Source organism: Planomicrobium sp. YIM 101495, assembly GCF_009707665.1.
GTDB lineage: Bacteria > Bacillota > Bacilli > Bacillales_A > Planococcaceae > Planococcus.
This window is the reverse complement of record NZ_WLZW01000001.1, coordinates 1,082,264-1,095,179: the sequence shown is the minus strand read 5'-3', so window position 1 is coordinate 1,095,179 and position 12,916 is coordinate 1,082,264. Positions and strand designations below refer to the sequence as shown.

Annotated in this window: 11 protein-coding genes; 4 read left to right on the top strand and 7 right to left on the bottom strand. The window is 48.9% G+C overall.

Going from position 1 to position 12,916, the window contains the following annotated elements; translation table 11 throughout:
- Positions 1 to 56: 56 nt before the first annotated feature.
- The 4 genes from GIW82_RS05510 to GIW82_RS05495 all read right to left on the bottom strand — a co-directional run bounded on the left by GIW82_RS05510 (position 57) and on the right by GIW82_RS05495 (position 2,897).
- On the bottom strand, positions 57 to 626 hold the full coding sequence (locus GIW82_RS05510; protein ID WP_154748874.1) for a biotin transporter BioY: 570 nt from the start codon (positions 624 to 626) through the stop codon (positions 57 to 59).
- Between the two features lie 144 nt (positions 627 to 770).
- Positions 771 to 2,102: a branched-chain amino acid transport system II carrier protein gene (brnQ, locus tag GIW82_RS05505; protein ID WP_154748873.1), complete on the bottom strand. Its 1,332-nt coding sequence runs from the start codon at positions 2,100 to 2,102 to the stop codon at positions 771 to 773.
- A 207-nt stretch (positions 2,103 to 2,309) separates the two neighbouring features.
- The gene (locus GIW82_RS05500; RefSeq protein WP_154748872.1) at positions 2,310 to 2,501 is read right to left on the bottom strand and encodes a CsbD family protein; all 192 of its coding nucleotides are present in this window, start codon (positions 2,499 to 2,501) and stop codon (positions 2,310 to 2,312) included.
- 114 nt (positions 2,502 to 2,615) lie between these two features.
- Positions 2,616 to 2,897 carry a hypothetical protein gene (locus tag GIW82_RS05495; protein WP_154748871.1) on the bottom strand — a complete coding sequence of 94 codons (282 nt, stop codon included), beginning with the start codon at positions 2,895 to 2,897 and terminating at the stop codon, positions 2,616 to 2,618.
- Positions 2,898 to 3,001: 104 nt separating this feature from the next.
- On the opposite strand from GIW82_RS05495, the gene GIW82_RS05490 reads away from it, so the two are divergent.
- From GIW82_RS05490 to GIW82_RS05480, 3 genes are all read left to right on the top strand, one after another.
- On the top strand, positions 3,002 to 3,961 hold the full coding sequence (locus tag GIW82_RS05490; RefSeq protein WP_154748870.1) for an NAD-dependent epimerase/dehydratase family protein: 960 nt from the start codon (positions 3,002 to 3,004) through the stop codon (positions 3,959 to 3,961).
- A 92-nt stretch (positions 3,962 to 4,053) separates the two neighbouring features.
- Positions 4,054 to 4,689 carry an S-layer homology domain-containing protein gene (locus GIW82_RS05485; protein WP_154748869.1) on the top strand — a complete coding sequence of 212 codons (636 nt, stop codon included), beginning with the start codon at positions 4,054 to 4,056 and terminating at the stop codon, positions 4,687 to 4,689.
- Positions 4,690 to 4,876: 187 nt separating this feature from the next.
- A complete protein-coding gene (locus GIW82_RS05480; RefSeq protein ID WP_154748868.1) occupies positions 4,877 to 7,132 on the top strand; it encodes a phosphodiester glycosidase family protein in 2,256 nt (751 codons plus the stop codon).
- 37 nt (positions 7,133 to 7,169) lie between these two features.
- On the opposite strand, the gene GIW82_RS05475 is transcribed toward GIW82_RS05480, so the two are convergent.
- Both GIW82_RS05475 and secA2 read right to left on the bottom strand, forming a co-directional pair.
- A complete protein-coding gene (locus GIW82_RS05475; RefSeq protein ID WP_154748867.1) occupies positions 7,170 to 8,081 on the bottom strand; it encodes an accessory Sec system S-layer assembly protein in 912 nt (303 codons plus the stop codon).
- A complete protein-coding gene (gene secA2, locus GIW82_RS05470) occupies positions 8,078 to 10,444 on the bottom strand; it encodes an accessory Sec system translocase SecA2 (protein WP_154748866.1) in 2,367 nt (788 codons plus the stop codon). Before secA2 ends, GIW82_RS05475 begins: the two co-directional genes overlap by 4 nt.
- Before the next feature lie 204 nt (positions 10,445 to 10,648).
- Between secA2 and GIW82_RS05465 the strand changes: the two genes are divergently transcribed.
- Positions 10,649 to 11,725, top strand: a complete 1,077-nt coding sequence (locus tag GIW82_RS05465; protein WP_154748865.1) for a glycosyltransferase family 4 protein — start codon at positions 10,649 to 10,651, stop codon at positions 11,723 to 11,725.
- A gap of 89 nt (positions 11,726 to 11,814) precedes the next feature.
- Here GIW82_RS05465 and GIW82_RS05460 read toward each other — a convergent pair whose 3' ends face one another.
- A complete protein-coding gene (locus GIW82_RS05460; protein WP_154748864.1) occupies positions 11,815 to 12,858 on the bottom strand; it encodes an LCP family protein in 1,044 nt (347 codons plus the stop codon).
- Positions 12,859 to 12,916 lie beyond the last annotated feature (58 nt).

Genomic DNA, 12,916 nt, shown 5'->3' with positions numbered 1-12,916 from the left:
ATAATAAGGAAAGAGGAGAAGACAGAAGCATCCGTCTCCTCCTCTTTTTCAATTGTTCAGCGACTTCCGAGTTGCGGCATTGCGGGCTTCAGCAAGCGGGCAGTGATCAAGCTGTTTCGGATCTTCAGTCCAATCAGTGCGGCAGCGACAGCCTTCAAGATGCCAACTAAGATAAATGGCGTCACGCCACCGGCAATTGCGGCGGTCCATGTCAGTTCAGCTGAAATTTTTAGCCAAGCAGTCCCGAATGCAAGTGTCACGACCATCGCGATTAAATTTGCAATGATTGCATGTGTGGCAGTGAAACCGAATCGTTCCATATACCAACCCATAATGAACACGGCAGGGAGGAAGCCGATGATATACCCACCGGTCGGTCCGAATAGGATGCCAATTCCTGCAGTCATTGCAGAGAAGACGGGAATCCCGATGGTCCCCATGCAGATATAGACAAGAACAGAAAGGGTGCCATAGCGTTTCCCTAAAATCGTAGCTGCCAGTCCGATGGCGAATGTTTGGCCGGTAATCGGCACTGGTGGAATTTTAATGACGACTTGTGCAAGTATCCCGATGATTGCAGCGAACAGTGCGCTGACCATCATCATCTTCAATTGTTCATTCTTCATACAGATCCCCTTTGCGTTAACTGGTAATTTTATTTGGTTAACACAATAATCGTACAATAGAAAAAAACCGAGGTCAACCACTTTTTTAAAAGAATCAAAAACCCGCTTTTCCGGCAGAAGCAGATGCAGGACAAGCGGGTTTTTTCATACCTTCTGTTGTTTCAATCCGAACAAGTGCACAATCGCAAAGCCGACGACGGCTCCGACAAGGGCGGGAAGTGCCCAACCGATTCCTTGATCGAAAAGCGGTAAATGAGCGAACAACCTATCAAGTGCATCGAACTCGATACCTGCCGAGCGGAGTCCATCAAAAATTGAGACGATACCCGTTAACGACAAGGCGATTTTATATACGAGTGAATGCCTGTAAAATGTGACATCGATCAAGGACAAGATCACCAAGACAATGGCAAGCGGATAAATTACCAGTAAGACCGGAAGTGAAACAGCGATCAATTGTGTCAGTCCGATGTTCGCAACAAATGCCGAGAATCCTGAGAAAATCCAGACGAACGTTTGATAAGGAAGCCGTGGATAGAGCTTATGGGAAAATTGTGCGGTCGCAGAGACGAGACCGATCGATGTCGTCACACACGCCACTGTTATAGCTGCTGCAACGATCATTCCGCCCGATTCACCGTACAAAAGACGGGAAGCGAGGGAAATGATCGTACCTCCATTTTCCTGTAAGCCGATTGCCCCTGTACTTGTCGCTCCGATGAAACTGAGCGACGAGTAGACGAGTGCAAGGCCGCCAGCTGCGATCAGGCCAGCAATCGATGTCGCTTTCAAGATTTGGCCGCGGGAATTGACGCCACGTTCCCGGATAGCCTGGATGACGACGATGCCGAAGACGAGGGCCGCGATTGCGTCCATCGTCAAATAGCCTTGGATGAAACTTTCGAAAAAGGCGCCCGTTTCATAGGTCTGGATGGCTGGTCCGATTTCCCCGATCGGTGTAAGGATACTTTTCACGGCAAGTAACGAAATGATTACAAGCAATACAGGCGTCAAGATCTTTCCAATACGGTCGACAAGCTTATTTGGGTTCATCGCGAGCCACACCGTCAATGCAAAAAAGATGATGGTGTAAAGAGCGAGTGGAACAGCGGATGCAGCGGAACTTTCCGGCAGAAAGGGCAAGATGCCGATTTCATAGGAAACGGTCGCTGTTCGTGGAATCCCGAAGAATGGTCCGATCGCTAAATAGGCGATGATCGTGAAAACGATTCCAAATAACGGTGAAACTCTGCTCGCGATCGACTGCAAATCATGCCCGTCTTTGGCGATTGCCAAAATTCCGAGGAGCGGCAAGCCGACACCGGTCAATAGGAATCCGAAGATTGCCATCGGTAATTGATCGCCCGCAAACTGGCCGAGTAAAGGAGGGAAGATGATATTCCCAGCGCCTAAAAATAAGGCGAAAAGTAAAAAACCGATTACTAAATATTCACTGAGTTTCAGTTGTTTTTCCATAAGATTTACTAACCCCTTTGACAAGAACTACGCCAGAATAGATTATATACGAATTCTCTGCACATTGGAAACGTTCTCATCTTTTAAAAATCGGGCAATAACAACCAACTTCCGCAAAAAAGCGGCAAAAGAGGATTGTGCATCCCCTCTGCCGCTTTCTTTGGAACATTCATCTTGAAAATGGATGGTTCAAATCGTTTGAAATTTTCAGCGTTTTTCGTCGTCGCGGTTATTCTTGAAATCCCCGATACGTTCTTGTGCTTCACCTTTCAGTTTATCGATTTTGCCTTCTGCTTGTGTGCGGTGATCATCCGTCGCATTGCCGACCTGATCTTTCAGTTCGCCTTTGCCTTTGTTCACTGCACCTTTTAATTTGTCTGAGAATCCATCTTTGCTCATCCTGATTCCTCCTTTTGGTGAAACGCGTTACCTTGTGTATAACCGCTTTGAAGAAAAATAAACTAGGGGAGCTGTCGGAAAAATATACGGATTTAAAATAATCATGCTAAAATGTTAGATGAGTGATGATAAAGTCCGTTGAGCTGCCTGCTTCACTGAAGAAGAAAGGTCTTCTTCCGCGAGCCTTCTTAATGTACGCATCGGTGTATTTTTATTCTGAGCAACGCTTTCCCTGACGATCGTGTGCTGGTCCAGCGACAAATCGATCAGCAAGCCCGCACAGGCAATCGTTTTGGCGACTCTTGCCCGTGCCTCATAATCCATTTTCAGTACAGTCGCTTCATCCTGTGGCGTCCAATCTCTCAAAGTTGTGAAGAAAAGTTGCTGACCGTCCATGTTTTGAGCACTCCTATATAAGAATTTTAATATTCAAATTATACATTCAATTATAGCACATTTCTTTAGGAATGAAAGTTTTTTATCAAAAGGAGGTTTTTTTAATGAAACTATTAATTATTGGAGGGACTTCGTTTGTTGGACGTCATCTTGTAGAGGCAGCGCTCGCGAATGGACACGATGTAACGCTGTTCAATAGAGGAAAGAGTAATCCAGGGCTGTTTGCGGACTTGCCGCGCATCATAGGAGACCGCCGGAAAGACGCCGGTCTCCTAGCAAATCAGAAATGGGATGCAGTGATCGATAGCTCCGCGTACAGTCCGAAAGACCTTGAAACGGTTCTTAATTCTTTAGATACGGATCACTATACATTTATTTCGACGATTTCTGTTTACGACGATTTTTCTGCTGGTGCTGTACCCGAAGAAGGTTCGAAGCATCAGCCGTATATCGAAAGTGATGTAGTGACCGGGGAAACATACGGTCCTTTGAAAGTGGCGTGTGAAGGAGTCATTGCGGAGCGGGAAGGGCTGAAATCGTTAATCATCCGCCCAGCGATTGTTGCAGGGCCGCACGATCCGACCGACCGCTTCACGTATTGGGCGAAACGTTTGTCGGTTCCTGGGGAAGTATTAATTCCAGGCGGGAAGAACCGGAAGCTACAATGGATCGATGCGCGGGATTTGGCGAACTTCACGTTGTCGATGGTCGAGCAAGGAGATACCGGTGTGTATAACGTGGCGGCGGACCCGGTGACGATGGAGCAGTTCGTGGACGGGGTCAAAAGTGCAGAAATCCACCCACAGTGGATTCCGGACGAGCGTCTGCTAGAAGAACAAATCAAGCCGTTCCAGATTCCATTTTGGATTCCGGTAAGTGGCACCCATCCGGAAGGCTTCATCCTCGCAGCGAATGATGCAGCGAAGAAAGCGGGCCTGAAACAGCGGCCGATGAGCGAGATGGCGGAAGATACACGGCAGTGGCTCGCTGAAGAAGACGGGCGGGAATTAAAGGTCGGTTTATCGATGGACGAAGAACGGACTTTACGCAGTAAGCTTTCTTGATGGTGATCGGTAAATACTATCCTACAAAAGCACCTTGCGACGAATTTTTCCATGACGTATAGTTTCGGAAGAAAGCTGAAAGGAATGTTAATGTGAACAAGCGTTTTGGATTCATCATCTTATTGGTTATGGTTTTAGGGATTTCTTCCATCGTCGCTTTCAAACCGGAAGCGAAGCAGCAATTCACCGATGTGAGTGAGCGGTATATGGAAGCAGTTGATCACATCGTCACGGAAGGATATGCACGAGGGATTTCTGAAACACAATACGGAACATCCCGTCCGATTATCCGAATCGATGCAGCAGTCATGATTGCGAATGTGCTTGGATATAAAGAAAGCGGCACGTATCCTGCTTCAGGATTTACGGATGTTCCTGCCAACCGCGCATGGGCGACGGATGCATTGAAAGCAGCTGGCGTCATTAACGGAAAGACAGCCACTTCGTACGGCGCCTACTCGACAATGACGCGCAGCGAGATGGCAAAAATGATTACAGCAGCTTATGAGCTGGAAGCAACATCGCAAAACATCCCATTCACGGACGTTAACCCACGATTCGCCCCCGATGTTGCAGCATTAGTGGAAGCAGGCGTGACGAGTGGGAAGACGCCGACACGCTTTGGTGCGAACGATCCCATCACACGCGGGGAATTCGCGTTATTCATCTTCAGAGCGGATCAAATCGGAATGGATTTAACGCCGCCGGAAGTTATATCAGTGGATTAAGATTTTTTCTATAATTATGTCTATTCTATTGTTTTTGACAGTGGTTGTGATAAAATTGGATTGTAATGACCCTGTTTGTCAACAATATAGAATGATTTGACTTGGTTGAAGCGAAAAAAGGAATCCACAAATCTTTATTTGTGGATTCCTTTTTTGGGTGCCGAAACCACAAAAGGAGTATTGAGAAATGAAATTGCAACGAATCGGAGTGGCCTTGCTGGGCTTCATCCTGCTGTTGACGATGCCGCTACAGGCGTTCGAGGCGGGAATGGTCTCACCAGGTGTCCACCATGAAAGCAAAACAACAAGCTTTGAAGGAAAGTCGCAGCGCGTCAATCAATTGTCCATCAATCTAGGGAAACCGTACACGACAATCGATATCGGAATCTCCAATCCATTCACTTCATTAGCGACGACGTCCGCACTGGCGCGTCAATATACGAAAGAGCAGCATCATGTAGTCGGCGCAGTCAATGCTTCGTTCTTCACCTTTGCGAACGGCTTGCCGACATACTTGCTGGCAGAAGGCAACGAAATCGTGAACCTCGGTGCAGTGTCGACAAACTACAACGACTTCATGCATACACCAGCAGCATTCGGAGTAACGCCGGACAACAAAGCGAAAATCAGTACATACGAACTTGATTACACGATTACACATAAAGGGAAATCGTCTACGATCAACTCATTGAATATCGAACGAGAGTCGGGAGATAGCGTGCTTTATACATCGAGCTGGTCTTACGAAACGACACGGACCAATTCGACAGGAATGGAAGTGGTAGTCGAAACGGCTGCATCCGTCAATACTGGCCGTGACTTCGGTGAGCGAATCACCGGAACAGTGAAGGCAGTCCGTCCTTATGGGCAAAGCCAAGCTTCATGGATTCCGAAAAACGGTTTTGTCCTATCCGCTTCAGGAACGGCGGAAGTGGACAAGCTTCGTAACATGAAAGTCGGAGATCAAGTCGATTTGACGATCGACGTGGAACAGGACTGGAAAGGTGCGAAGTTCATGCTGGCGACAGGTCCGTTGCTTGTGCAGAACGGAGCAGTGAACATGACGATCGACTCTGCAAGCCCCCGTGCTATAGAAAGAACCGCGCGTACAGCAGTCGCAGTGAATGAAAACGGTACAAGTGCTTATTTCGTCACTGTCGACAGTGCTATTGCCGGCAGCTCAGGAATGACACTGCCGGAATTCGCACGCTACTTGAAAACACTCGGTGTCCATACTGCAATCAACCTTGATGGTGGTGGCTCGACGACAATGATTGCGCGGAAATATGGAGATGTCTATCCGTCCCTTGTCAACCGTCCTTCACAAGGGATGGAGCGGAAAGTTTCAGCGATTCTCCAAGCGATCTCGACAGCACCATATGGCAGTCCGACATCGGTGAAAGCTTCGCCGAATGCTGGTGAATCGACGGTGATCGGCGAATCGGTCGGCTTCAAGGCAGACCAAGTGGTCGATCAGTACTATAATGTCCTGAACCCTGACCAGTCGAAATTGAAACTCGAAACGGTCAGTGGTGGCATCGGGAAGATCGAGAACAACCGTTTTACCGGAACAAAGGCAGGTAACGGCACGATCTCAGCCACTTATGAAGGCGTCACTGTGTCGATTCCTGTCACAGTAACGGAGCCGGTCGTCACATTGAGCGGGCTGGATTCAACATCTGGCTTGTCGTTCGCAAGTGCGCGCGCGACAGGTTCCATCGAGACGGAGCGGATGATCAAGCCGCAGCAAGGAAGTGGATCGGTCAAGCTCAACTATGATTTCACAAAGAACAAAGAAGGGGTTTCTGCAGCGTATTTGAAATGGAATTCCCCTTATAAAATTCCGGGAGCACCGAAGCGCATCGGCTTCTGGGTATACGGAGATACGATGAACCACTGGCTACGCGGCTCATTGAAAGATGCCTCCGGTAAAGACGTCATCGTCGATTTCACGGCAGAAGGCAAGCTCGACTGGGCAGGCTGGAAGTATGTCGAAGCAACGATTCCTGCGACAGCGATTGCACCACTGACATTCAATCAGTTGTACGTCGCCGAAACGCGTTCGACGAATAAGACGAAAGGCGCGATCCGCATCGATGGCATGCAGGCGGTCTATCAGTCGAAGGCGACGGTCGCACCGACATTCAAGAAAGACAGCAATGCCCGGACAGTGACGTCGGACAAGCAGTTCACCGTGACATTTTCACAGGCGATGAACGAACAGTTCCTTCATAATAAATATGTTTATGTCGAAGACGAGCTCGGGAACCGCCAGGCAGTCACCGTGAAAAAAGGGAACAAGCCGGAACAGGTCATCATCGATGCGCCGAAAGCTGGGTATGAAAAGAACAAGCATTACCGTTTAGTCGTCACGCATTTCGTGCCGAACAAGAAAAACATCCGCATGATGAAGGATTCCATTACACAATTCCAGGTGAAATGAAAAATACCGCTGAAGCGATGAGCTTCAGCGGTATTTTTTATTCATTTACTTGTTGGTTTTGCTGCGGGATCCGCACTGCCCATTTCGATAGATCCGGTTGTGGATTTGCGAGTGTTTGGGCAGGGAAGATGAATGTCCATGGCTTCGATGTATTCGCTTTGACAAGCAATTGATCGAGCTCGAACGTTCCTTTTACGACGCGTGTCCCTTTCGCGTCGAGCACTTCTAGGGGAAGTTTCTCTAACTGGATGTGCTTCGTATGACCATTGCGGATGAACAAGGAGACGACAAGATTGCCATCATCACGGAACGATGCTTGGAATCCAGTGATGTTCACTTCGCTCGGCTTCAACTTCGGCAAGGTCTTGACAAGCTCCTCGAGCGCATTCTTCTGCGTTTCTGGAAGTGCCTTTTCCCATGACTCATCAAGATCGATTGCATGAGGGAAGATGGACTGGACGTTGAACGCAAGCAGCCAGTCGTCGCCAGGGAATGTTTTGCCATCGACGAGTTTTTTCTCGAATGTGAAGATCCAAGGTTTGTTCGATTTCGGAGGCAAGACGCCAAGTTCACCTAAATCGAATTCTTTCGAAGTGATCGCTGCATTGTCCGCGTCCATCAAGATCAATTCCATCTTGCCGAGCTTCACTTCCTGGTTAAGGGAAGAACGGACGAACGCCTGGACGATCCAGTCGCCTGACACTTTGTCCTCGTCGATCGTGATGCCAGCAAGGGATAGCTGGTTTGATTTCAACGGCTTCAGATCGTTCGAGTGGAATTTCAGGACGTATTCCTGTTCTTTGGAAATATTCCATTGTTCGGGCATGACGAGTGAAGTGGTGACTTCGTCTTTTCCTTCGCTTTCAGAACCTGCTAGGACTTCTTCTGAATTGATTGTAGAATCACGTCCTGTTTTATCTGTTTTATTGAAAAATGAAAAGATGCTCATTCCTGTTCCTCCTTCGCTTCTTTTTCGAGCAGATCGATGAATCCGATCAGTTCCGATGCGATCGAGTACCGCATGCGCTGGAAGTTGCCACCGAAGAGCTCAAGGCCTTCCCGCGCGTAAATGCGCATCGGGTCTTCCTGTTGATATGAGCGGAGACCGATGCCTTCCTTCAGGTGGGTCATCGATTCAAGGTGCTTGACCCACATCTGGTCGATGAATGTCTTCATCACAGCGGGAATCGTACGGTTGACGCGTGTATGCGTGGAGAATGACTCGATCCGCTCAAGCAAGTCATCGATCGCAGGCTGTATAGCATCGTTGATTCTTTTGCGTTTCGTCGTCTCGGCTGGAATGGAAACTTTGGTTTTCAGGAAACGGCTGAGTGATTTCTCGATACTTCCGATATGCTGCGGCTGGATGTCGAGATCTTCCGGCAATGTATCCTCGATGATGAACTCGACTGCATCGGCGATCATCGTCTTCAGGATGGAGAAGTTCTCCTTGCCATCGAGTACGCGGTTACGTAGGTCGTAGACGATTTTTCGCTGATCGTTGATGATGTCATCGAGCTTCAAATTATATTCCCGCATGGAGAAGTGGGAGCCCTCAACAATCCGCTGTGTGCGTTCTGTCAGTTCATGCATATCTTTACCTGTTACTTCATTGTTATCGGAAACGGTCATTTTCTTCTTGAATTTCTCGACATCTTCTTTGGCGAAGCGTCGGAACATCTCATCCTCAAGTGACAGGATGAATTGTGTGGAGCCAGGGTCCCCTTGACGGCCGGAACGACCGCGCAATTGATTATCGATGCGCCGGCTTTCGTGTTTTTCCGTGCCGATGACGTGCAAGCCGCCGAGTGCGTCGACGCCTTCACCTAGTGTGATATCCGTTCCGCGTCCTGCCATGTTCGTGGCGACCGTGATTTGGCCCCTTTGACCGGCTTCGGAAATCAGGTTGACTTCCTGCTCGACACTTTTCGCGTTCAGCAGTTGGAAATCAAGGTTCCGTTTTCTCAAGTATTCCGAGACCGCCTCGGACTGCAGGATTGAAGTCGTTCCGACAAGTACTGGCTGGCCAGTAGCGTGACGCTTCGCGACTTCATCCGCAACAGCTTCGTATTTCTGTTCCGTCGTGACGAAGACGCGGTCCGGCATATCTTCCCGGATACGCGGCTTGTTCGTCGGCACTTGGATGACATCCATTCCATATACTTCACGGAATTCTTTTTCCTGTGTCTTCGCTGTTCCGGTCATGCCCGACATGAGCGGGTACATGCGGAAGTAGTTCTGGATCGTGATCTGGGCTTGTGCACGGTTCTCTTCCGTAATTTCGACTTTTTCTTTCGCTTCGATGGCTTGATGCAAACCGTCGGAAAGTGTGCGTCCTTCCATCGTTCGGCCAGTGAACATGTCGACAAGCATGACTTTGTTGTCCTTGACGATGTAGTCCACATCGCGCTGGAACATGACACGCGCACGAACGCCCATGATGACGTAATGGTAGAGGACTTGATGCTCCAGCTCATATAAGTTATCGACATCAAAAGCCCGTTCGACTTTCTCGATGCCGGTATCCGTCAAGGATGTGGCTTTCGTTTCTTCATCGAAATCGTAATCGACACCTTCCTTGAAGCGGGATGCAACCAGTGAAGCGACTTGGTGCAAGTGCGCGCTCACTTTCGTTTTCCCTGCGACGATTAATGGTGTCTTCGCTTCGTCGATCAAGACGCTGTCGACTTCATCGATGATGGCGTAATGGTAAGGGCGTTGCACTTTATACGCATTCGTGATCGCCATGTTGTCACGTAAGTAGTCGAAGCCGAATTCCGTACCGACACCGTAAGTGATGTCCGCTTTGTACGCTTCCTGCTTTTCATGTGCTTGCATGAGGGGGAGGTTCAAGCCGACCGTCAATCCAAGGAATGTATGGATCTGACCGATCTGTTCAAAGTCTCGTTTCGCCAAGTAATCGTTGACTGTGATGACGTGGACGCCTTTTCCTTCGAGAGCACGTGTATAGGAAGGAAGGGATGCGACAAGCGTCTTACCTTCGCCGGTCGGCATCTCCGCGATGTTGCCTTCTGCAAGGACAAGCCCTCCAATCAGCTGCACGTCGAAATGGCGCATACCAAGCACACGTTTTGATGCTTCCCGGACGACTGCGAATGCATCAGGGATGATTTTCTCTATCTTTTCACCTTTTTGTAATCGTTCACGGAACGTATCCGTCATCTCGCGAAGTTCATCGTCGGTCATGTTTTCATAAGTTGCTTCAAGCGCATTGATTTCTTTCGTAATCCGGCTATACTTCTTCAGTTGCCGTGGATTTGTCTCATTCGAGCGATTAAATAACGTTGCCATCACATGTAGTCTCCTTTTTCTGAGCCGCTGCTACTTGGTCATTTTATCAAACTTTCTGTCTAAACTCCACTGCCCGTCGTGAAACCTTTATGGAGTGTATCGCGTCTAATGGGGTATAGAAGGAGTAAAAGGCTTTATTTACTTGCAAGACATGCTATAATAAAAAGGATTTGAGTACTGAGTAGCGTACTAAGGAGGACTATCATGCTTTACCTCACATTGGTTCTGGCATTCATCGCTTCCATTGTGCTGACCCCGCTAGTTAAACGGCTGGCGTTCCGCATCGGAGCTGTCGACCGTCCTAATCATCGAAAAGTTCATGCACGCATCATGCCGCGCTTAGGCGGACTGGCTATATTTGCTTCATTTGTAATTGGATACTTTATTTTAAGACCGGCTGAACCTATCACGAACGCAATCGACGGAGGATTCATCTCCATCTCGGCAGCAATCTTGATCGGTGCAACGATCATCGTCATTACAGGTGTTCTGGACGATATGCTCGAGATCACTGCGAAGGCTAAGTTACTTGGCCAGCTGATCGCGGCTGCAATCGTCGTCGTTGCCGGTGGATTGGAAATTTCGTTCATCAACTTGCCGTTCGGCGGTGAGTTATCTTTCGGGTACTTCAGTATTCCATTGACGATTCTTTGGATCGTCGGCATCACGAACGCCATCAACTTAATTGACGGACTCGACGGACTGGCGGCAGGAGTGTCATCCATCGCCTTGTTGACACTGGCAGTCATGGCCTTCATCATGGGCGATGTATTCGTCATGTCACTCGCTGCAATCCTCGCGGCAAGTGCCATCGGCTTCCTGTTCTACAACTTCCACCCAGCGAAGATTTTCATGGGGGATACAGGTGCATTGTTCCTCGGCTTCATGATTTCGGTACTGGCACTGATGGGCTTCAAGAACGTGACGGTCGTCGCATTGATTATCCCGATCATCATGCTTGGTGTGCCGATCTCGGATACATTCTTTGCGATCGTCCGTCGAGTGCGCGAGAAGAAATCGATCTCGGAAGCGGATAAATCGCACTTGCACCACTGCTTGTTGAACATCGGATTCTCACACCGCCAGACGGTCATGATCATCTACGGAATCGCCGCTTTGTTCGGCCTTGCAGCTTTATTGTTCTCACAAGCGACACTATGGGGAGGCATCCTTCTCCTGAGCGTCATGCTGATTGCGATCGAGCTGTTCGTCGAAGTCGTCGGCCTGGCAGGGAAGAATTATCGCCCGCTCATCAATTTAGTGAAAATGATTGGTAAATAAAAAGACGGCAGCGAATTCGCTGCTGTCTTTTTGGGTGTTGGAGAACCGAAAAATCCCCCTTCCGGAATCGTCCGGAAGGGGGATTGTGTTTAGTATTGGTCTTCGCTTGCATTCTCGGCAAGGTCGGAATCGTTGTTGTTGGAAAGAGTGGACGTATCAGGCTTCAAGCCGAGGTGGCTCTGAAGGATGTCGATCGTTTCCATCAATGATTCTTCGTTCAACTGCCAGTAGTAGATCCCTGTCGTCATGTCGTCGTAGCCATCAAGCGTAATGGTTTCGATATCAGGAATGCCGCCTTTGCCATATTCGAAGAACGACTGCATATCCTTGAACGTCAAGTTCGTTTTCATGTTATCGCCGATCGCATCGATCACGCCACCGTATTTCGTCAAAGATGCAGCGGATAATGCTTTATCCATGACTGCTTCGATGAGCATCTGCTGGCGCTTGCCGCGTTCAATATCATTGTCGTAATGTCTTGTGCGGGCGAGAGCCAATGCTTCACGTCCGTCCAGTTCCTGTAAGCCTTCTTCAAGGACGATGGCGTCGTGGACATCATTTTCATCTTTCTCGGAAAGGTCATATGGAACTTCGGCTTCAATGCCGCCAAGTGCATCCACAACATCGATGAACGCTTCGAAGTCCATTCTTACATAGTAATCGACCGGGACTTCAAGCAATTCTTCCACCGACTCGATTGTCGAGCGGGGGCCGTTATAGGCGTAAGCATGTGTAATCTTGTCACGGAAGCCGGCATCCGGAATATACGTGTAAGTATCACGTGGGATACTTACGAGCTTGACCGACTTGTCATCGTTGTTGAGTGTCGCGAGGACAAGGGCGTCGGAGCGGATGCTGTTGTCGTCCTGATCCCGTTTCTCGCTATCATCGACACCGATGAACAACACTGAAATGTTGTCATGCAGTGGCTCGACCTGCTCATCCCGTAAGTCGGAGATCCCGCGGTCACCAGCTGTTTCGAAGGCCCGGTCCGCAGCGTTCTCGGCTTTCTTGACGAGGTAGATCCCATAAGCGGAACCACAGATCAAGAGGGAAGCAGCCAACGTGACCAATACTTTGAGCCATGTGCGGCTCTTCTTGGTACGGCTTTTCTTATACTCTTTTCGTTTCATTTTCTTTTGCTCCTCTATCGGAATTGGGCTTATCGCTTACAGGCAGAGTTCCAAAGCT